Here is a 19835-nt window from a genome sequence, read left to right on the forward strand (position 1 = left end):
CTACGACCAATTGATTAACAGTCAACTGCTCTACCGCTGAGCTACGCCGGAACGGTTCGCGCCGTATAGCAACCCGACTCTTCGCCGTCCAGAGGGGGGCGTGAGTTTTTTCGTCGAAAAAACATGCGCACAGCGAAGGCGGGCATCCATGATAATTTGCGGTGTGTTTTGGGGAAATTGGCTCCGGCGGTAGGGATCGAACCTACGACCAATTGATTAACAGTCAACTGCTCTACCGCTGAGCTACGCCGGAACGGTTCGCGCCGTATAGCAACCCGAATTTTCGCCGTCCAGAGGGGAAGCGCGGTTTTGGAAAAAAATTTACCTCGGCATCTATGGGGTTCTGGCGAAGATCGCGCCGACAGATAATTTTGACTGCGGTGCAACCAGAAATCGGCACGTAAGATCAACGAGATGGGCGAATACATTCCGTTCGGCAGCGGGCAACAGGGCAGCGGGGGTTTCGGTATAGATTCGCTCGGCCAATTCCCGGGCGGTCCCTGGCCTGGTTTCCAATGCGGACAGAATCTGTGTTTCCCGGGCGCGCCGGTGGGTGATCAACCAATCGAGCCTTTTGGCAGGGTCGTTAATCGGTGCGCCATGCCCTGCGTGGAATACGGACCAGTTATGTTGTCCTAGCTTTTCGCAAGCCGCCATGAAATCGGTCAGATCACCATCAGGTGGTGACACCAGTGAACTGGCCCAACCCATCACATGATCGGCGGTAAAGCAGACATCCCCCCAACCCAGCGCAATATGGTTACCAAGATGACCGGGCGTATGGATCACATTCAACTGCCACCCTTCGGCGGCGATTACATCACCATCTTCGACTTCGATATGCGGGCGGAACGCCGTGTCGATCCCTTCACCTCCGCCTGCGAGCCCCTGAGTAGCCAATTCGGCCATCACCTCACTGCGGCCTGCTTCGGGGCCTCCGAAAGCAATGATCTTTGCTTGCGTTCGTTCGGCCAGCGGTGCAGCAAGCGGAGAGTGGTCCAGATGAGAATGTGTGACAATGATGTGGCTGATCCGTTGTCCGGGTTTAACCGCGTTCAGGATTGCATCCAGATGATCCGCGTTGGCAGGGCCGGGGTCAATCACCGCAAGATCGGTTTGGCCAAGCAAGTATGTATTGGTGCCGCGATATGTCATCGGAGACGGGTTGGGGGCAAGAATCCGCCTCAGGCCCGGTTGTAATTCATCATCTCGACCTGGCATTGGATTGAAATCGTCCGGTGCTTGCATTCTGCACTCTTTCTCTCGTCTGAACAGCCCGTTAGGTTTAACCCATGACGACGCAATGGCTCAAACTTTATATGCCGCGCAGCCTGTACGCTCGGGCGGCTTTGATTCTCATTTTGCCGGTGGTGGTGATGCTGCTGGTGATCAGTGTCGCCTTTTTGCAAAAGCACCTGGAAGATGTCACTGCGCAAATGACTCGTGCCGCATCGCGTGAGGTTACGCTTGTTACGGATGTGATAGAACATTCTGAAACGCAGCAACAGGCGGTGGCCGAACTTCGGCCCGATCTGGCCGCGCTTGATATGAAACTGCGGTTTCTCGGGATAAACGAAACGCCAGTCATCGGGAAACGCCGCTGGTATGATTTCATTGCACCTCAAGTCGAATCCGAGTTGCGCGCCCTGCTTCCCGATCTTGTAGCGGTCGCCTTGCCAAGCGGGCAGGAGGCTCGATTGTATCTGCAGACGGATTTGGGTGTATTGCAGCTAACTTTCGACCGTCGGCGATTGTCCCCAACCGCGCCGCATCAGTTGATTGTGACCGTCTTGTTCTTTGCGATCATCATGACAACCATTTCGTTCTTGTACATGCGCAACCAGCTACGACCGATCACCCGTCTGGCCGAGGCTGCACAGGCATTCGGACGCGGGCGGGTTGTTCCTTATTCGCCAGGCGGCGCGATCGAGGTGCGAGCGGCTGGCAGTGCGTTTCTGGATATGCGCGCCCGGATAGAGCGTCAGATGGAGCAGCGCACCATGATGCTGTCCGGTGTCAGCCACGATTTGCGAACGCCTTTGACGCGTCTCAAGCTTGGGCTGTCTTTGTTGCCCGAAGGTGAGGCAGCGCCATTGCAACAGGACGTGGATGAAATGCAGCTATTGCTGGACGCGTTTTTGGACTTTTCCAAAGGAGCGGCAGAGGTGGCGCCGGAATCCGTAGACCCTGAGAGGTTCCTTCGGCAGATCGTCAAGGATGCGTGCAGGGCAGGGCATAAGGTCGAATTGGTAAAGGTTGATGGCGCAGGAACCGCGATGTTGCGCCCGACGGCTATTCGTCGCGCGGTAGAGAATTTGATCGGGAATGCGGTCAGGTATGGAAATCGCGCTGAGATCAGCCTGTCGGTCTCTTCCAAATCGCTGCGTATCCGCGTCGAAGATGATGGTCCGGGTATTCCGCCCGAGCAGCGCACCGAAGCGGTCAAACCTTTCTCGCGATTGGATCCGGCGCGCAACCAGAATCGGGGCAGCGGTGTTGGTCTAGGGTTGGCCATTGTGGCAGATGTCGCCCGAGCCCATGGCGGCGTGCTTCGATTGGGCAAAAGCGAACATCTGGGCGGTCTGTGTGCCGATATTATCATCGGTCGCTAGAGCATCGTGCACCGGACCTCTGCTCTGCCAAATCTGGTGTGAGTTCATCTTGGATTGTCGGATGTTCAGTGACCGATAAACTGATTCAAGCGCCTGAAAAGTTTCCGGGATATCCCGGGCGGGAATCGAAGATATGTCCTGAAACCGTGGGGCACTTGCCTCGCAACCTATTGTTAGGTCGTGGAGCATCTCTCTCTATTTTCGGGCCAATCGAGCGTTGTTTTTAAAGGGAAATTTGCGGATTTTGGTAGGCCCGGAGGGACTCGAACCCCCAACCAAAGCGTTATGAGCGCTCTGCTCTAACCAATTGAGCTACAGGCCCGCCTAGGCGCTTTGCCTATCATGGTGAACGCCCGCGTCAAGCCTGACCGTTGCAACATCTCCAACAATCGACTAACCCGCGCGGGAACCATTCAAAAGAGGTTGGCCATGACAGCAGGCAAAAACGGAATCACCTACGCGGATGCGGGCGTTGATATTGATGCGGGGAATGCTCTGGTCGACCGGATAAAACCTGCTGCCAAGCGGACCAACAGATCCGGTGTGATGAGCGGGCTGGGCGGGTTCGGCGCATTGTTCGACCTGAAGGATGCAGGTTATCGGGACCCGATTCTTGTCGGCGCCACCGACGGTGTTGGCACCAAGTTGCGGATCGCGATTGATACAGGCCTGGTCGATGGCGTCGGTATCGATCTTGTGGCCATGTGCGTCAACGATCTGATCTGTCAGGGGGCTGAGCCACTTTTCTTCCTCGACTATTTCGCCACAGGCAAACTGGATACCGAGACCGCCGCACGGATTATTGAGGGCATTGCCGAAGGCTGCGTTCAATCGGATTGCGCATTGATCGGTGGTGAAACTGCCGAGATGCCGGGCATGTACCCCGATGGTGATTTCGATTTGGCCGGGTTTTCGGTCGGTGCGATGGAGCGCGGCGCACACCTTCCTGCAGATGTTCAAAAGAGTGACGTGTTGCTTGGGCTGGCCTCAAACGGGGTGCATTCCAATGGCTATTCGCTAGTGCGCAAGCTGGTCGAGATCTCGGGCCTGGGTTGGGATGCGGCATCGCCCTTTGGGGATGGATCGCTGGGCGAGGCACTGCTGACCCCGACGCGCCTTTACGTGAAACCTGCGCTACAGGCGATCCGGACAGGCGGGGTGCATGCGCTCGCCCATATCACCGGCGGTGGCCTGACCGAAAACCTGCCACGGGTGCTGCCCGAAGGGCTGGGTGCCCAGATCGACTTGAACTCCTGGGATTTGCCACCCGTATTCCGCTGGATGGCAGAAACCGGCGGTATTGCTGAATCCGAGATGCTCAAGACTTTCAACTGTGGCATCGGCATGATCGTGGTTTGCGGCGCAGAGCAGGCCGACGACCTGTCGGCACTGCTGGCCCAAGCTGGTGAGACGGTTTCGCGGATTGGCACCGTGACCGACACCGCAGGAGTGGCCTATTCGGGCAAATTGCTGTGAGCCATAAGCGCGTCGCCATTCTGCTCTCGGGCGGGGGGTCGAACATGGTCTCTCTGGTCGACAGCATGACCGGCGACCATCCGGCACGGCCTTGTCTGGTCTTGTCCAACGATGCCGGGGCAGGCGGGCTGAAAAAGGCCGCTGATCGTGGAATCGCGACCGCCGCCGTTGATCACCGACCCTTTAAAGGCGACCGCGCGGCTTTCGAAGCCGAGCTGCTGAAACCGTTAGAGCAAGCACAACCGGACATCGTGTGTTTGGCTGGGTTCATGCGGGTGCTGACCGGTGATTTCGTCTCGCGCTTTCAGGGTCGGATGCTCAACATCCACCCGTCACTGTTGCCGAAATACAAGGGTCTGAACACCCATGCCCGTGCGATTGCAGCAGGTGATATCGAGCATGGATGCTCGGTTCACGAAGTGACCGCAGCGCTGGACGATGGCCCAATCTTGGGGCAAGCCCGCCTGAATATTGAGGCTGGAGACACTCCTGAGACTTTGGCGTCGCGCGTTCTGACCTACGAACACAGGCTTTATCCGGCCGTATTGCGCCACTTTGCCGGAAATGACCGCACACCGGTGCTTTTGCCGTGAATCCCGCGGGGTGATTTACACGCGGTTGCCATTCGGCCTATGGTTCGCCCGACGGCCCGGAAACGTGTAGGACTGACGGGTGATTAAAAACAAAAGCAAGAATAGCACCACGAATGAAAACCCTCACGACGACGCAAGAGCTGGCCGATTTCTGCAAAGCGGCTGCGGCCTTTGATTACGTAACCGTAGATACCGAGTTCCTGCGCGAACGGACCTACTATTCCAAACTTTGCCTGCTTCAACTGGCGGTCCCGTCGCCCGACGAAGACAGCGCCGTTTTGGTCGACCCGTTGGCCGAAGGGATGACTCTGGAGCCTTTGTACGAGCTCTTCGCCGATGAAAGCGTGGTTAAAGTATTTCACGCAGCCCGTCAGGATCTTGAGATTTTCTGGGTTGAGGCGGGTGTGTTCCCCAACCCTCTGTTCGACACCCAGGTCGCTGCTATGGTCTGCGGATTTGGCGAGCAGGTTGGCTATGAAACCCTAGTGCGCAAGATTTGTAAGGAAGGCGTGGACAAGACCTCTCGATTTACTGACTGGTCACGCCGCCCACTGTCCGAGGCGCAAAAGACGTATGCCCTGGCAGATGTAACGCATCTGCGGAAAATCTATGAGTATCTGTCGGCCGAGTTGACGAAAACCAAGCGCAGCCATTGGGTCGCCGAAGAGCTGCGCACGCTGACGCAATCCGGCACCTATGAGATCCAGCCCGAAAATGCGTGGAAGCGTATCAAAACCCGGACGAACTCGGCCAAGTTTTTGGCTGTTGTTCGCGAGTTGGCCGAGTTCCGCGAAACCTATGCGCAGGAAAACAACGTACCGCGCAGCCGGGTGTTCAAAGACGACGCTCTGATCGAACTGGCATCGACCAAGCCGAAATCTTTCTCAGATTTGGGTGGATCGCGCCTGCTGTTGCGCGAGGCCCGCAAAGGGGTCATTGCGGATGGGATTCTGGCCGCCGTCAAAAAGGGTGTTAATTGCCCACCAGAAAAATTGCCCAAGATTGATACCAGCCGTGACAAGATGAAGGTAAATCCTGCGCTTGCCGACCTATTGCGGGTGCTGCTGAAATCAAAAACGGAAAGCTCGGGCGTGGCTGCCAAACTGATTGCTACCAGTTCCGAACTGGATCAGATCGCAGCCGGTGAACGGGAATTACCTGCAATGTCCGGTTGGCGGTTCGAGGTATTCGGCGAAGATGCTCTGAAACTGTGCGATGGCAAAATCGCCCTGGCAGCTAAAGGGCAGACCGTCACGGTCGTAGAGCTTTAGCAGGAATTATCTGCGGCGGGATTCCAGGGCATTTTGTTCCCCTTTGACGCGGACCAGCCGAATGTTTACAAGCTCGTCTCGGCTGATATTGATTGCATTGGATACCCTTCGGGACCGTTCGGTCCCCTGGCTTGTCGCATATGACGGGTAGTCGACACGGAACGTGAATTCGAGAATGCCGTTTTTTGCATTCTCTTCGCTTTCAACACGAACAAGCCGCGCATTATATGCACCCTGCCTTGCAGCAATCCCAGTCGTGTAAACGATAGCTCCATTCGGAATTGGATCGATCCGCAATTCTTCGATCTTGGCGATCGGGAAGCTCTTATCCTCGGGTGGCTTCTTGGAAAACAGGCCAACACCATCGTCTGTCTGGGGAACCAGCGCATTTGCATCGTTCACCGAGACTTCAGAGGGTGCCGGAGTACTGGACCCAAACCAGTTTGTCGGGTTGACCCGAGAATCACGCCAAGCGCTGCAAGCCGACAGGGTCAAGGCAGCAGCCAAAAGAACAGACAGTGATTTCTTCATCGTCACAACACCCAGAGCAGTCTATATGGCAATGAGTTATAGCACTTTTCCGGGTTTGAAAAGCCACGTGGGGGGCTGGACAGATGCTGGTCAGGATCATAGTTCAAAAATGTGAACCCAATGAGAGGACAGCCCCGAGATGGCGACACCTGCTTTTGAAGAAATCGTCGAAGATTTCGAATTCCTGGAGGACTGGGAAGACCGGTACCGCCATGTCATCGAGCAGGGGAAAGCGATGGCGCCATTGGATGATGCGTTGAAGGTGCAGGCAACCAAAGTCCATGGTTGCGCCAGCCAGGTCTGGCTGCATCCCAGTGTCGAGGGAGGGACCTTTCATTTTGACGGCGACAGTGATGCTCTGATCGTGCGGGGGCTGATTGCGGTTCTGCGATCCCTATATAACGGCCTGCCGGTTCAAGAAGTCCCGCAGGTTGACGCAGGAGGCGAACTGGCGCGGCTGGGGTTAAACGATCATCTTTCCGCGCAACGATCTAACGGTTTGAGGGCGATGATCGACCGTATCCGCGAGGTCGCGATAGAGGCCGCCTAAAGCGGGCGGTTGGCCCAGTCGCTCAGCGTGGATTGCAGATCACCATAACCGGTAAAACGGCGCTCGAAAGCCAGGCCCATTCGGTCTGCGCACTCCTTGGCCCGTTCGGTCAGAGCCGCATCATCAGTCTGTGCCTGATAAACCAGTTTCGTGTAGTTGCCGAAATACATTTCCCTAAGCTCGGGGTGGCGATCCAGCCCCAGCGGCTTCCAGACGAAGGCATCGAATTGACGTGCCAGAAAATCTGTTAGGTAGAACGCTGTAGTTTCATCCTCGCCGCGATTTTCAAAGACCTGGTTCCCCTCGAAGAAAGAATAGCAGTGGGGCCCTTTAATCATCTCCACGCCCATCTCCCCGCAGGCTTTCTGTAACAGGCCACCGGTGCCGCAATCTGCGTAGACGACATAAACTTTATCGTATTGGTCGCGGTGTTTGGCAACGGCCTCTTCCACCGCCTGCGTGATCCGTTCCGGGTGGATGTGCAAGATGGCGGGCAAGCAGGTCAGTTCCATATGATCCCAGCCATTACGACGCTTTAGGTCCAGGATTTCCCGCGCCAGCGCACCGCAGGCCAATAACAGAATTCGCCCTGCGCCGTGATGGTCTGAATAGCCCTGCGTTGTCAGGCTGGCGTCGTCGGGAAGTTGGTCCTGAGTCATTTCGCGCCTCTTTCTCGTTATCTAGAAAATCGGCTTATTCGGTGGCTGGCAAGCCCGTATTCGACACATAATGTCGGCTTCGGATCAGGGTAGGGTGAATAAATGAAAAAGGCCGCCCGAAAACCGGACGGCCCTGAAATGGTTTAGATGTCGATCAACCCGCCAGCTGATTGTGCTTGCGCGAGACAAAATCCTTTGCCGTTTCAACAGCTACGGCCGCGTCACGGCAATAGGCATCAGCACCGATCGCCTTGCCGAACTCTTCGTTCAGGGGCGCGCCGCCAACCAGAACGATATAGTCATCGCGCCGACCCTGTTCGATCAGTGTGTCGATCACGACTTTCATATATGGCATGGTCGTCGTCAGCAGGGCCGACATGCCCAGAATATCGGGCTGTTCGGTATCAAGCGCTTCCAGATAGTTTTCGACGGGGTTGTTGATGCCGATATCAACAACCTCGAATCCGGCGCCTTCCATCATCATTGACACCAGGTTTTTGCCAATGTCGTGAATGTCGCCTTTAACAGTGCCGATCACCATTTTACCAACGCGCGGTGCGCCGGTTTCGGCCAGCAGCGGCTTGAGGATAAACATGCCGCCCTTCATTGCGTTTGCGGCCAGCAAGACCTCGGGTACGAACAGAATGCCGTCACGGAAGTCGTGGCCCACAACCGTCATGCCGCCGACCAGTGCCTTGGTCAGGATGTCATAAGGTGTCCATCCGCGCTCCAGCAGGATGTTCACACCTTCTTCGATTTCTTCTTTCAGACCGTCGTAAAGGTCATCGAACATCTGTTCGACCAGTTCGTCGTCGTTCAGTTCGGACAGGACGATGTCTTCTTCATCGGACATGGGGCGTTTCCCTGAGCTGTTCGGGCCTTGCGCCCGTGGTGGCATTTTTTCCGTTTTGGCCATTTCGCCGTAATACTACTGTGACGATTGCGACCTTGGCAGTTCCGAGACCGACCTATAGGCCAAATTTGTCGTTATCTCGACGTCATTTTACACATGAACATCCTGCAATTCGTTCAAATGCACCAATTGTTCAGGGCCTGATTGGGGTTCTGATGATGCCTCAGCAAGGTAAATGTGCCGCTTGCCGGACCGGTCGATATTCCATATACCAAATAGCATGAACAAAAGTAGAACAAACCTTCCTTCGGCCATTGCCAAGGGGCGAGCAGCCACGGAAAATACGGCAGGCAGATTCGAACGGTTTGACACAATCCCCTGCGATGACGGCTGGGGGTATGATGACGATCTTCCTCCGTTGCGGACTGAAGTCAGGCACGAAACGGCACGCAGCATAATCACTTATAACCGCTCCCCCGACTTGCCATTTGATCGCTCGATTAACCCCTATCGGGGGTGTGAGCACGGCTGCATCTATTGCTTTGCGCGGCCCAGCCATGCCTATCTGGGTCTGTCGCCGGGGCTGGATTTTGAGACGCGCTTGATTGCCCGACCCAATGCGGCCGTGCTTCTTCGCAAAGAGCTTTCTGCGAAAGGTTACACTGTTGCGCCAATCGCGATTGGAACCAATACCGACCCTTATCAGCCAGTTGAAAAAAACCTCGGAATCACAAGGTCTTGTTTGTCGGTGCTTACTGAGTTTCGCCATCCGGTTGCGATTGTGACCAAGGGGGCACTGATCGAACGTGACCTCGATCTGCTCGCACAGATGGCGGAACAGGGTTTGGTTCGGGTCGGGATATCTCTGACCACGTTGGATGCGGATTTATCGCGCCGAATGGAGCCACGGGCACCCGCGCCAAATCGGCGCCTGAAAATCATTCGCAGGCTGACCGAAGCGGGGGTTCCGGTACGAGTCATGACCTCGCCTTCTATTCCCGGTTTGACAGATCATGAGATGGAAAGCCTGTTAGAGGCGGGCAGGGATGCCGGGGCGGATGCAGCAAGCTGGATTATGCTGCGGCTGCCGCGCGAAGTTTCGCAACTTTGGCAAACCTGGCTGCAAGAGCAAGAGCCAACGCGCGCCGAAAAAGTCATGTCCAAGCTTCGGCAAATGCACGGGGGCAGGGACTATGATCCGCGCTGGGGCCACCGAATGCGCGGTGAGGGCGAATATGCCGAGATGGTGGCTAAGCGGTTTTCACTGGCTGTAAAACGACTGGGCCTTGCAACGCGCACCCCGAAGCTGCGGTGCGATTTGTTCGATATCCCGCCCCAAGCCGGGGACCAGTTGACGCTGTTCTAACAAATCAGCCCCGGATTCTGGTCCGGGGCTGTTTGGTTTGTTGGGGATCGAAATCAGCGTTTTTCGATGTCCACGTAATCGCGACTGGTTTCGCCCAGATAGAGCTGGCGCGGGCGGCCGATTTTGTTCTGTGGATCTGCGATCATCTCTTTCCACTGACTGACCCAGCCAACGGTGCGCGACAGTGCGAAAATCGGGGTGAACATCGACGTCGGGAAACCCATCGCCTCAAGGATGATCCCTGAATAGAAGTCCACGTTCGGGAACAGTTTCTTTTCGGAGAAATACGGATCTTCCAGTGCCTGTTTTTCCAGCGCCTTGGCGACCTGCAGCTTGGGATTGTCCTCAATCCCCAGCAGATCCAACACTTCGTCGGCGGATTGCTTCATAACCTTGGCGCGCGGGTCAAAGTTCTTATAGACGCGGTGACCAAAGCCCATCAGGCGGAACGGATCAGCCTTGTCTTTGGCGCGGGCGATAAATTCCGGGATACGGTCAACCGTGCCAATTTCTTCCAGCATTTCAAGGCAGGCCTGGTTTGCGCCGCCATGGGCAGGGCCCCAAAGACACGCGATACCAGCGGCAATACACGCAAACGGGTTCGCCCCCGAGGACGAGGCCAGACGCACTGTCGAAGTCGAGGCATTCTGTTCGTGATCCGCGTGCAGAGTAAAGATGCGGTCCATCGCGCGGCTGAGGATTGGGTTTACCTCATATTCTTCGGCAGGGACGCTGAAGCACATGCGCAGGAAGTTTGAAGCATAATCCAGATCGTTGCGCGGGTACACGAAGGGCTGACCGGTATGATACTTGTAAGCCCAGGCGGCGATGGTCGGCATCTTGGCGATCAGACGATGGGATGCGACCTCACGCTGATGCGGGTCCGAAACATCGGTCGAATCGTGATAGAACGCAGACATCGCGCCCACGACACCGACCATGATCGCCATCGGATGCGCATCACGGCGGAAGCCACGATAGAAATACTGCATCTGTTCGTGCAGCATGGTGTGGCGGGTGATCGTGGTTTCAAACTTTTCCAGTTCCTTGGCCGCCGGCAGCTCTCCGTAAAGCAGCAGGTAGCACACTTCGAGGAAATGCGATTTCTCGGCCAACTGGTCGATCGGATAGCCACGGTGCAGCAGTTCACCTTTTTCGCCGTCGATATAGGTGATGGTGCTGTCGCAGCTGGCTGTCGAGGTGAAGCCGGGGTCATAGGTGAACACATCCGCTTCGCTGTACAGCTTGCGGATGTCGATGACATCAGGTCCCACGGTAGGCGAATGAACCGGCAACTCGTATGTTTTACCATGTACGGTCAAAGTGGCTGATTTATTGCTGTCGGTCATAATGTCCCTTCCTCATTCATACGTGAAACGGATCGTCGTCCGTTTCGGCGGGCAACGGTTGCGCACAGGGGCGCAGCCCGGGTGTTAGCGGAGCAGCGTTACCCAAATGTGAAACCTTTGGTTATGTCGCTGCGTCGGAGAGCCGTGCCAGGGTTTCATCCCGCCCAAGCACAAGCATCATATCAAAAACCGAAGGCGTTACAGCCCGACCAGCCAATGCAGCGCGCAACGGCCCTGCCAGCTTGCCAAACTTTAGCCCTTTCGCTTCTGCAAACGAGTTCAGGGCACTCTCCAGTTCGTTCCGGGTCCAGCTAGCATTTTGCACGTGCGGCGTCAATTCACTCAGTATACCGTCGGATACAGAGGACAGCGCCTTTGCAGCCTTCTCATCAGGTTTAATCGGGCGTGACGTCAGCACAAAATGCGCTTTTTCAAGGAGTTCCGGGAATGTGCGTGCCCGATCCTTGAGGCAATACATCGCACGTTCCAGATCACCTGATTGTGCATTGGTGAGAGCGGGCAGTCCCGCCGCCGCCAAGTATCCCTGAATTTCCTGCCGCAACGCGGCATCGCCAGTGATTGGAATATGCTGACCACATAGATTCTCGAGCTTTTTCAGATCGAACCGTGCAGGGCTTTTACCGATTCCAGCCAGATCGAACCACTCTTTCGCCTGCTCATCTGTAAAGAATTCGTCATCCCCATGGCTCCAGCCGAGACGGGCTAGATAGTTGCGCATACCCGCGGCCGGGTACCCCATCGCCTGATATTCTTGGGCACCCAAAGCTCCGTGACGTTTGGATAGTTTCTTGCCGTCCGGACCATGAATCAGCGGAATATGTGCCCAGACCGGAACATCCCAACCCATGGCTTCATAGATCATCATCTGGCGTGCGGCATTGTTCAGGTGATCGTCGCCCCGGATAACATGGGTCACACCCATGTCGTGATCATCCACAACAACCGCCAGCATATAAACCGGTGTTCCGTCCGAGCGCAGCAGGATCATGTCGTCCAACTGATCGTTGCGGATTGTCACGTCGCCCTGAACCTGATCGCGGATCACAGTGACCCCGTCCCGCGGTGCCTTTATGCGGATCGCATATGGGGTGTCAGGTTGGGTCGAAGGGTCAGCGTCGCGCCAGGGGCTCTGGAACAGCGTCGATTTTCCCTCTGCACGCGCCTGTTCGCGAAAGGCTGTGATCTCGTCCTGGGTCGAAAAACATTTGTAGGCTTTGCCGTCCGCCAGCAGCTGATGTGCCACTTCAGCATGACGCGGGGCGCCTTCGAATTGGCTGATCACATCGCCATCATGGTCCAGGCCCAACCAGGACATCCCCTGAAGAATTGCTGCAGTAGCCTCTGGCGTTGAGCGTTCGCGGTCCGTGTCTTCAATCCGCAACAAGAACTTGCCACCACGTCCCCGAGCAAAGAGCCAGTTGAACAATGCAGTGCGCGCGCCGCCGATGTGAAGAAAACCAGTGGGTGAAGGTGCAAAACGGGTGACGACCTGATCGGACATAGTGTGGATTAACCTTTTGGTAACCGTGTCGGGCTTAACTTGGCGCCTGTCTAACGAGCCCGAAGGACGGGGGCAACCATGCGTGTTCTGGCACGGGTCGAGACCGCATTGCTGAACCAGACAGGCTATTTGTTTCAGTGGTCACCAGTGTGCTTGGCCATTGGCATCGGCCTGTATTTCGCGCTCCGGTTCGAGCCGGGGTGGCAGATCTACGTCTGTTTCAGCTCGGTGATTGTTGCGGCTATGGGGATGGCCCGCAAATCGCGGTCTGGCTGGGCTTCGTTGGCAATCGGGGGGACGCTGATCGCTGCCGGGTTTATCCTGGCCGGCGCACGTGCCCATACGGTGGCAGAGCCGGTTCTGTCTTGGCGGTACTATGGCCCGGTCGAGGGACGTGTTGTCGCCATAGACCGCTCTGCGTCGGATGCGCTGCGGGTGACGCTCGATCGGGTGCGATTAGGGGACGTGCCCTTGGATCGACGACCGCGGCGCGTCCGACTTTCCCTGCATGGTGGGGATGTCGCGCTGGTTCCTGGGCAAAGGATCATGACAACAGGTCATCTGTCGCCACCTCAGGGGCCGGTAGAGCCCGGCGGTTTCGATTTCCGTCGCCACGCATGGTTTCAACGTTTAGGGGCAGTCGGATACACGCGCGTACCGGTGTTGTTGGTTGCCCCGCCGGACAGGACCAATCTCCGCATCACGGCGTGGAGGATGGCGATCTCTGCACATGTGCGCGCTTTGCTGCCTGGAGAGGTCGGAGGTTTCGCCGCGGCTGTCACGACGGGTGATCGCAGCGGAATGGGTCAGGAAACGCTGAACAATCTACGGGCATCTAATCTGGCTCATCTGTTGGCGATATCCGGATTGCATATGGGGTTGTTGACAGGTTTTGTTTATCTGATTTGCAGGGTCACGCTGTCTGCTGTCCCGGTGCTCGCTCTTAGACTTCCGGTCCGCAAGATTGCAGCGGTTTGCGCCTTGGTCGCGGCGGTTGTTTATCTATTGCTGTCTGGCGGGAATGTCGCAACAGAGCGGGCCTTTATCATGGTCAGCGTAATGCTGGGGGCCATTTTGATCGACAGAAGGTCAATTTCGCTACGCGCGGTGGCCGTCGCTGCCCTTATCGTGCTGTCGTTGCGCCCGGAATCTCTGTTAAGCCCCGGTTTTCAGATGTCCTTTGCTGCAACAACGGCACTTGTGGCCGTTTTCGGAGCCTTACGCGGTTTCGGTTCCGCTTTCGGGCCGAAATGGCTACGGCCCATTATCGGGGTATTGATGTCCTCTGCCATAGCCGGGCTTGCAACCGCACCGATTGGGGCCGCGCATTTCAACTCACTGTCTCACTATGGGCTCGTTGCGAATATGCTGTCGGTCCCGGTGATGGGAGCCGTCGTGGTTCCTGCGGCCGTTATTGCCGCAATCCTGGCGCCATTCGGGCTCGAGTGGTTTGGGCTGGCGGTCATGGGGGCAGGGTTAGAATGGATTCTGGCGGTTTCAGACTGGATCTCGGGACTGGAAGGTGCGCAAGGTTATGTGGTCAGTCCACCGTCCTACGTCTTGCCCATATTTGCATTGGGTGCGCTGTGGATCGCCTTGTGGCGCGGTGGGGCAAGGTGGGTCGGCGTCGCACCTTGCATGGTGGCGATTGCGCTTTGGGGGCAGGGTAACCGTCCGGAAGTTTTGGTCGCAGACTCCGGTGGGTTAGTTGGTGTGATGACTGATCAGGGGCGCGCGCTGAGCAAGGAAAAGGGCAGCAAATTTATTGCAACCGTGTGGCTTGAAAACGACGGAGACGGCGCGAGCCAGAAAACTGCCGCAAATCGCTGGCCCGATGGGAAAGATCTGTCGCAAAGATATTTCTGGCAGGGCAAAGAGCTGATTCACCTCACCGGCAAACGATCTGCGCGCGAATTCAGCGAATGTGGAGATGACCAAATCGTCATCTCTGCTGTTCCGGTCCAGCTGTCCGGCACCTGTATGGTGATTGATCCCGAGTTGCTGAACAAGACAGGAAGTATTGCACTGTCCATCGGAAACGTAATGACCAGTGCCGAAGTCATAGGCAAAAGGCTGTGGTCGCCAGACAGCTAAAGATCAATAGCTTCGGATCAGCCCAACCAAACGGCCCTGAACCTTGACCTTATCTTCAGGCAGTACACGCGTTTCATAGGCCGGGTTCGCAGCCTCAAGCGCTATCGCCTGACCTCTCCGAAAGAACCGTTTGAGCGTTGCTTCCTGATCTTCGACCAGAGCGACAACGATATCGCCATTATCAGCCGCGGAGGTTTCGCGGATGACGACCACATCACCGTCGTTGATGCCAGCGTCAATCATCGAGTCGCCACGCACCTCAAGCGCGTAATGCTCACCTCTGCCGGAAACCATGCTCCCGGGAACGGCAACGCGGTGCGAGACATGGCTGATCGCCTCGATCGGAACACCTGCTGCGATGCGTCCCATGACCGGCAATTCCATTGCGTCTACGGTCACTGGTTCGAAATTCGCGGGGCGTTTGCCTTCGGGCTTGTCACCTTCGATAACACGGGGTTTGAAAGCGACTGTTGGCTCTCCTCCCAGGCTTTCAGGAAGTTTGACGATTTCGATGGCACGGGCACGATGGGCCAGACGACGGATAAAGCCGCGTTCTTCAAGCGCTGTGATCAACCGATGGATGCCGGATTTGGACCGCAGGTCCAGCGCAGCTTTCATTTCATCGAAACTTGGGGGGACGCCATCCGCCTGAACGCGTTTATGGATGAACTCCAACAAATCCAACTGCTTCTTGGTCAGCATTGCTCACACCTCGTCGCTCATGCGTTTTCTTTTGTTCTACGCATGTTCACGTTTTGTGTCAATGATCTTGTAGGGACTCAGATCGGAAGGAACATCACTTCGTCTCCGGCCAGGCGTGCCGGGTCATTGGGTTGCCGAACCAAAAGCGCGTTTGCTTCGGCAAGCACGCTGAGCAGCGAACTGTCCTGGTTTTGGCAGGCTTTAATTCCATCACCAGTCACGATAGCGCGCATGTAATGCTCGCGCGGCCCATTCGCTGGGATAGCCTCAGTTAAATTGGCGCTTTGAAGCGGGGTCAGAACCTGTTCCAGGCCCAGCATCTTACGGATCATCGGGGCAAGAAACAGATAGCTGCAAACCATTGCGCTGACCGGATTACCCGGAAGTCCAACCATCACGCTATCGCCCAAGCGACCGGCCATCAGCGGTTTGCCGGGGCGCATGCGGATTTTGTAAAAACTCCGCTCCAACCCCAGTGCGGTGGTGACCTGAGAGACATGATCATAATCCCCAACCGAGGCACCGCCGATCGTAACCACCAAATCAACGTCGGCTGCTAGGGCAAAGGCGGTCTCGAGGGACGAAACCGTGTCAGAGGCGATGGGCAGAACCCGCACATGCGCTCCAACATCCTCTAGCAAGGCTTTGATACCAAAGGTGTTTGAGGCGATTATCTGATCCGGTCCCGGTGTTTCGCCGGGCATGATCAATTCATCCCCGGTTGCGATCAGCGCGACCACGGGTTTACGTGCAACCGGCACCATGGGGATATTCATCGCCGCCAAAAGCGCCAGATCCTCGGGGCGCAAACGGCGTGGGGCCGACATCTTGGCGCCAATTTCGAAATCGACGCCTTTTGGACGAATGTTGGATTTAGGGCCCGGCAGATCAGAAATGGTGATTAGGTCACCTCGGCGATCAACATCCTCTTGAATGACAACAAAATCTGCACCTTCAGGAATAGGGGCGCCAGTGAAGATCCGAACCGCCTGTCCGGGTCCAACCTGACCGTCAAATCGCCGACCGGCCGCAGCCTCGCCAATGACTTTGAACATGGCGTGCAGCTCGACCTCGGTCGACTTTACCGCGTAGCCATCCATAGAAGACGAAGCGAATGGCGGCTGATCGCGTGTGGCTGCTACATTCTCGGCCAGTACTCTACCCGCCGCATCCATCAAGGGAGCCGTCTCCGAGGGGAGGGTGTTTACAAGATCGAATAGCTGCGCCCGGGCGCTTTCAACGGTTATCATTTCGCCTCGTAACGGCCTGACTTACCACCATCTTTTAGCAAGACGCGAATGCCGCCAATTTCCATTGCCTTATCGACGGCTTTGGCCATGTCGTATATGGTCAGTGCGGCAGTTGAGGCCGCTGTCAGCGCCTCCATTTCCACGCCGGTTTGACCAGATGTCTTGACGGTTGCTTGTACCTGTATGCCGGGTAATTCTGGGTCCAGTGTCAGGTCTACGGTAACTTTGGTCACTGGCAGTGGGTGACATAGCGGGATCAGATCGGGTGTCTTCTTTGCCCCCATGATACCGGCCAGACGTGCCACCCCCAAGACGTCACCTTTTTTGGCGCGACCTTCTGCGATCAAGTCGAACGTATCTTGTGCCATCGTGATACGAGCCGCTGCGACGGCGACACGATCCGTGATGGGCTTGTTCGACACATCGACCATATGAGCCTGTCCCTGGGCATCGAAGTGAGTCAGCGGCATCACATCACACCCGGGCTGAGCGGACGCGACAGCAGATCGTGTGTCGCTGCTGCGACGTCTTCCTGACGCATCAGGCTCTCGCCAATTAGAAAACAACGCGCACCGTAACGGGCGATATCGGCCAAGTCTGCTGGTGTGCTCAACCCGCTTTCGCAAACGATGGTCCGGTCAGCGGGAACTAGTTTTGACAGGCGGCGTGTCGTATCAAGAGTGGTCTCGAAGGTCTTGAGATTACGGTTGTTTATCCCAATCAACGGGCTTTTGAGCTGCGTTGCTCGTTCCAGCTCGGCTTCATCATGAACTTCAATCAGAACGTCCATGCCCCAGTCAAAGGCGGTCTGTTCCAACTCAGCCGCCTGGCTGTCATCAACCGATGCCATGATGATCAAAATACAATCCGCCCCAAGAGCGCGGGCTTCGGCCACCTGATAGGGATCGTACATGAAATCTTTGCGTAGAACCGGCAAAGAACAGGCTGCGCGTGCCTGAACCAGAAACTCTTTGGCACCCTGAAAGCTGGGCGTGTCGGTCAACACGGAAAGGCAGGCAGCGCCGCCTTCTTCGTAAGCTTGTGCAAGTGCTGGTGGATCAAAGTCAGCGCGGATCAGACCTTTGGAGGGGCTGGCTTTTTTGACTTCTGCAATCAGCCCGTACCCGCTACGTACAGCCATTTGCAATGCCGATGCGAATCCGCGCGGTTCAGAGGCTGATCTTGCTTCGTTTTCAACAGCTTCCAGAGACTTATTGGCCTTGTCCGAAGCGACCTCTTCGAGCTTGTAAGCTTTGATTTTGTCCAGAACCGTTTCGGTCATGCGGCCTCCTGAGTAATGCGGGCCAGGGCCGCGATCTTGTCTTTGGCTTTTCCGCTGTCGATACTTTCAGCGGCTTTTGCGACACCTTCGCGCAGATCAGCAGCGGCCTCTGCGACGACCAGGGCAGCTGCGGCATTCAACAATACCGCATCGCGATAGGCGGAGGCCTCGCCGTCTAGAAGAGCTCGGAAGGCTACTGCGTTTTCCTCGGGGGTTCCGCCGAGAATGTCCTCGAAGGGATGTACCGGCAGCCCTGCATCTTCTGGGTGAAGCTCGACCTCTTTAATTGTGCCGTCTTCGAGGGCCGCAATCCAACTGATACCCGTGATGGTCAATTCGTCTGTGCCGTCCGATCCGTGCACCAGCCATGCGCGTTCGGACCCAAGCAGGCCCAACGTTTCGGCCATCGGGCGGATCAACTCTCGGCTAAAGGCTCCGGTCAACTGCCGCTTGACGCCTGCCGGATTGGTCAGCGGACCGAGAATGTTAAAGATCGTCCGTGTCCCAAGCTCTTGCCGGGTGGGCATGACATGCGCAATCGCCGGGTGATGCATGGGGGCCATCATGAATCCGATGCCGACATCTTGCAGTGCATTTTCAACGGTTTGCGGGCCGACCATAACGTTGATACCCAGCTGGCCTAGCGCATCTGCGGCTCCGGATTTAGAACTCAGGTTCCGGTTGCCGTGTTTGGCCACGGTGACACCGGCACCCGCAACCACAAAGGCGGTCGCGGTCGAGATATTCAGCGTTCCCTTGCCGTCACCGCCGGTGCCCACAATATCTATCGCGCCAGCTGGTGCCTGAACTGCATTGCATTTTGCACGCATCACGGCAGCGGCGGCGGCATATTCATCGACGGTCTCTCCGCGTGTGCGCATAGCCATCAATAGCCCGCCGATCTGGCTGGGTGTTGCGGCGCCGTCAAACAGGATCCCAAAGGCTTCTTCCGCTTCGGCGCGAGTCAGGGGGCGGTCGGCGGCAACTCCGATCAGCGGTTTCAGGGCGTCGCTCATGCGGGAACTTTCATCTCGGACAGGAAATTCTTGAGCAACGCGTGGCCGTGCTCGGAAGCGATGGATTCCGGGTGGAACTGTACGCCATGAATGGGCAGTTCGCGGTGCTGGAGGCCCATTATGGTGCCATCTTCCAATTCCGCCGTAATCTCCAGGCAATCGGGCAGGGTATCGCGATCCACAATCAGCGAATGATAGCGCGTCGCCTCAAACGGCGTGGGCAGGCCCGCGAACACACCTTTACCGGTGTGGTGCATTGTTCCCATTTTGCCATGCACAATCTCATGGCAACGCGTGACTTTTCCACCGAAAACCTGACCTATGGTCTGATGGCCAAGGCAGACACCCAACAAAGGCGTCCGTGTTTCGGCGGCTGCCTCGGTCAGGGCAAGGCAAATGCCTGCCCGGTCAGGGTCGCAAGGGCCAGGGCTGAGCAGGATGCCAGCGGGGTTCATGGCCATCGCTTCTTGCACGTCCAGCGCGTCATTCCTTCGAATGACCATTTCCGAGCCAAGTTCGCCTAAATAATGTACCAGGTTGTAGGTAAATGAGTCGTAGTTGTCGATCAGCAGCAGCATTTGGCTCTTGTCTCGTGTTGGGCATTTCGGGCTGGCGATGCAACCCAAGGCCACGGTATAGTGTTGGCACATACATGCTCAGGCTTGTGGGGCAGCGTCAAGGGTGCATCCCGAACTTGGCGGTCCTGCAG

General features: G+C 56.6%; 19 protein-coding genes and 2 tRNA genes. 7 read left to right on the plus strand and 14 right to left on the minus strand.

Going from position 1 to position 19835, the window contains the following annotated elements:
• Window positions 1-178 precede the first annotated feature (178 nt).
• Both AC2FHW_RS00005 and AC2FHW_RS00010 read right to left on the minus strand, forming a co-directional pair.
• A tRNA-Asn gene (locus tag AC2FHW_RS00005) sits at window positions 179-253 on the minus strand.
• A gap of 80 nt (window positions 254-333) precedes the next feature.
• Window positions 334-1248 carry an MBL fold metallo-hydrolase gene (locus tag AC2FHW_RS00010; protein ID WP_496821285.1) on the minus strand — a complete coding sequence of 305 codons (915 nt, stop codon included), beginning with the start codon at window positions 1246-1248 and terminating at the stop codon, window positions 334-336.
• A gap of 44 nt (window positions 1249-1292) precedes the next feature.
• On the opposite strand from AC2FHW_RS00010, the gene AC2FHW_RS00015 reads away from it, so the two are divergent.
• Window positions 1293-2612 (plus strand): ATP-binding protein, encoded by a 1320-nt coding sequence (locus tag AC2FHW_RS00015; RefSeq protein WP_496821286.1) that lies wholly within the window; start codon window positions 1293-1295, stop codon window positions 2610-2612.
• Window positions 2613-2857: 245 nt separating this feature from the next.
• On the opposite strand, the gene AC2FHW_RS00020 is transcribed toward AC2FHW_RS00015, so the two are convergent.
• Window positions 2858-2934 (minus strand) — tRNA-Ile (locus AC2FHW_RS00020).
• Between the two features lie 107 nt (window positions 2935-3041).
• Here AC2FHW_RS00020 and purM point away from each other — a divergent pair.
• The 3 genes from purM to rnd all read left to right on the plus strand — a co-directional run bounded on the left by purM (window position 3042) and on the right by rnd (window position 5952).
• Window positions 3042-4088: a phosphoribosylformylglycinamidine cyclo-ligase gene (gene purM, locus AC2FHW_RS00025; protein WP_496675783.1), complete on the plus strand. Its 1047-nt coding sequence runs from the start codon at window positions 3042-3044 to the stop codon at window positions 4086-4088.
• The gene (gene purN, locus AC2FHW_RS00030; protein ID WP_271947289.1) at window positions 4085-4681 is read left to right on the plus strand and encodes a phosphoribosylglycinamide formyltransferase; all 597 of its coding nucleotides are present in this window, start codon (window positions 4085-4087) and stop codon (window positions 4679-4681) included. Before purM ends, purN begins: the two co-directional genes overlap by 4 nt.
• A gap of 113 nt (window positions 4682-4794) precedes the next feature.
• A complete protein-coding gene (gene rnd, locus AC2FHW_RS00035) occupies window positions 4795-5952 on the plus strand; it encodes a ribonuclease D (protein WP_271947287.1) in 1158 nt (385 codons plus the stop codon).
• A gap of 6 nt (window positions 5953-5958) precedes the next feature.
• Here the strand turns inward: rnd and AC2FHW_RS00040 are convergent, their stop codons facing one another.
• Window positions 5959-6483: a hypothetical protein gene (locus AC2FHW_RS00040; protein WP_496821287.1), complete on the minus strand. Its 525-nt coding sequence runs from the start codon at window positions 6481-6483 to the stop codon at window positions 5959-5961.
• Between the two features lie 139 nt (window positions 6484-6622).
• On the opposite strand from AC2FHW_RS00040, the gene AC2FHW_RS00045 reads away from it, so the two are divergent.
• Window positions 6623-7033: a SufE family protein gene (locus tag AC2FHW_RS00045; protein ID WP_496700428.1), complete on the plus strand. Its 411-nt coding sequence runs from the start codon at window positions 6623-6625 to the stop codon at window positions 7031-7033.
• Here the strand turns inward: AC2FHW_RS00045 and AC2FHW_RS00050 are convergent.
• Window positions 7030-7692 (minus strand): DUF1638 domain-containing protein, encoded by a 663-nt coding sequence (locus AC2FHW_RS00050; protein WP_496700427.1) that lies wholly within the window; start codon window positions 7690-7692, stop codon window positions 7030-7032. The genes AC2FHW_RS00045 and AC2FHW_RS00050 overlap by 4 nt on opposite strands.
• Before the next feature lie 154 nt (window positions 7693-7846).
• A complete protein-coding gene (locus AC2FHW_RS00055; RefSeq protein WP_271947279.1) occupies window positions 7847-8545 on the minus strand; it encodes a corrinoid protein in 699 nt (232 codons plus the stop codon).
• A gap of 280 nt (window positions 8546-8825) precedes the next feature.
• Between AC2FHW_RS00055 and AC2FHW_RS00060 the strand changes: the two genes are divergently transcribed.
• Complete coding sequence (locus AC2FHW_RS00060) at window positions 8826-9911, plus strand: PA0069 family radical SAM protein (protein ID WP_496821288.1); 1086 nt, start codon at window positions 8826-8828, stop codon at window positions 9909-9911.
• Window positions 9912-9964: 53 nt separating this feature from the next.
• Here the strand turns inward: AC2FHW_RS00060 and gltA are convergent, their stop codons facing one another.
• Entirely contained in the window at window positions 9965-11260 is a 1296-nt protein-coding gene (gene gltA / locus AC2FHW_RS00065) for a citrate synthase (RefSeq protein WP_142633596.1), read from the minus strand.
• A gap of 121 nt (window positions 11261-11381) precedes the next feature.
• Window positions 11382-12782 (minus strand): glutamate--tRNA ligase, encoded by a 1401-nt coding sequence (gene gltX / locus AC2FHW_RS00070; protein WP_271947273.1) that lies wholly within the window; start codon window positions 12780-12782, stop codon window positions 11382-11384.
• 78 nt (window positions 12783-12860) lie between these two features.
• Between gltX and AC2FHW_RS00075 the strand changes: the two genes are divergently transcribed.
• A complete protein-coding gene (locus tag AC2FHW_RS00075; RefSeq protein WP_271947271.1) occupies window positions 12861-14876 on the plus strand; it encodes a ComEC/Rec2 family competence protein in 2016 nt (671 codons plus the stop codon).
• Window positions 14877-14879: 3 nt separating this feature from the next.
• Here the strand turns inward: AC2FHW_RS00075 and lexA are convergent, their stop codons facing one another.
• The 6 genes from lexA to AC2FHW_RS00105 all read right to left on the minus strand — a co-directional run bounded on the left by lexA (window position 14880) and on the right by AC2FHW_RS00105 (window position 19704).
• A complete protein-coding gene (lexA, locus tag AC2FHW_RS00080) occupies window positions 14880-15578 on the minus strand; it encodes a transcriptional repressor LexA (RefSeq protein WP_496821289.1) in 699 nt (232 codons plus the stop codon).
• 77 nt (window positions 15579-15655) lie between these two features.
• Window positions 15656-16828 carry a molybdopterin molybdotransferase MoeA gene (locus AC2FHW_RS00085; RefSeq protein WP_496821290.1) on the minus strand — a complete coding sequence of 391 codons (1173 nt, stop codon included), beginning with the start codon at window positions 16826-16828 and terminating at the stop codon, window positions 15656-15658.
• Window positions 16825-17298 (minus strand): cyclic pyranopterin monophosphate synthase MoaC, encoded by a 474-nt coding sequence (moaC, locus tag AC2FHW_RS00090; RefSeq protein ID WP_282021214.1) that lies wholly within the window; start codon window positions 17296-17298, stop codon window positions 16825-16827. The genes AC2FHW_RS00085 and moaC overlap by 4 nt, the downstream gene beginning before the upstream one ends.
• A complete protein-coding gene (gene trpC / locus AC2FHW_RS00095) occupies window positions 17298-18110 on the minus strand; it encodes an indole-3-glycerol phosphate synthase TrpC (RefSeq protein ID WP_282021215.1) in 813 nt (270 codons plus the stop codon). Before trpC ends, moaC begins: the two co-directional genes overlap by 1 nt.
• Window positions 18107-19126, minus strand: coding sequence for an anthranilate phosphoribosyltransferase (trpD, locus tag AC2FHW_RS00100; RefSeq protein ID WP_142633610.1), 1020 nt, complete (start codon window positions 19124-19126; stop codon window positions 18107-18109). The genes trpC and trpD overlap by 4 nt, the downstream gene beginning before the upstream one ends.
• A complete protein-coding gene (locus AC2FHW_RS00105) occupies window positions 19123-19704 on the minus strand; it encodes an anthranilate synthase component II (RefSeq protein WP_142633613.1) in 582 nt (193 codons plus the stop codon). The genes trpD and AC2FHW_RS00105 overlap by 4 nt, the downstream gene beginning before the upstream one ends.
• Window positions 19705-19835: the final 131 nt, after the last annotated feature.

The sequence above is a fragment of the Ruegeria sp. YTSA108 genome, from assembly GCF_059610185.1.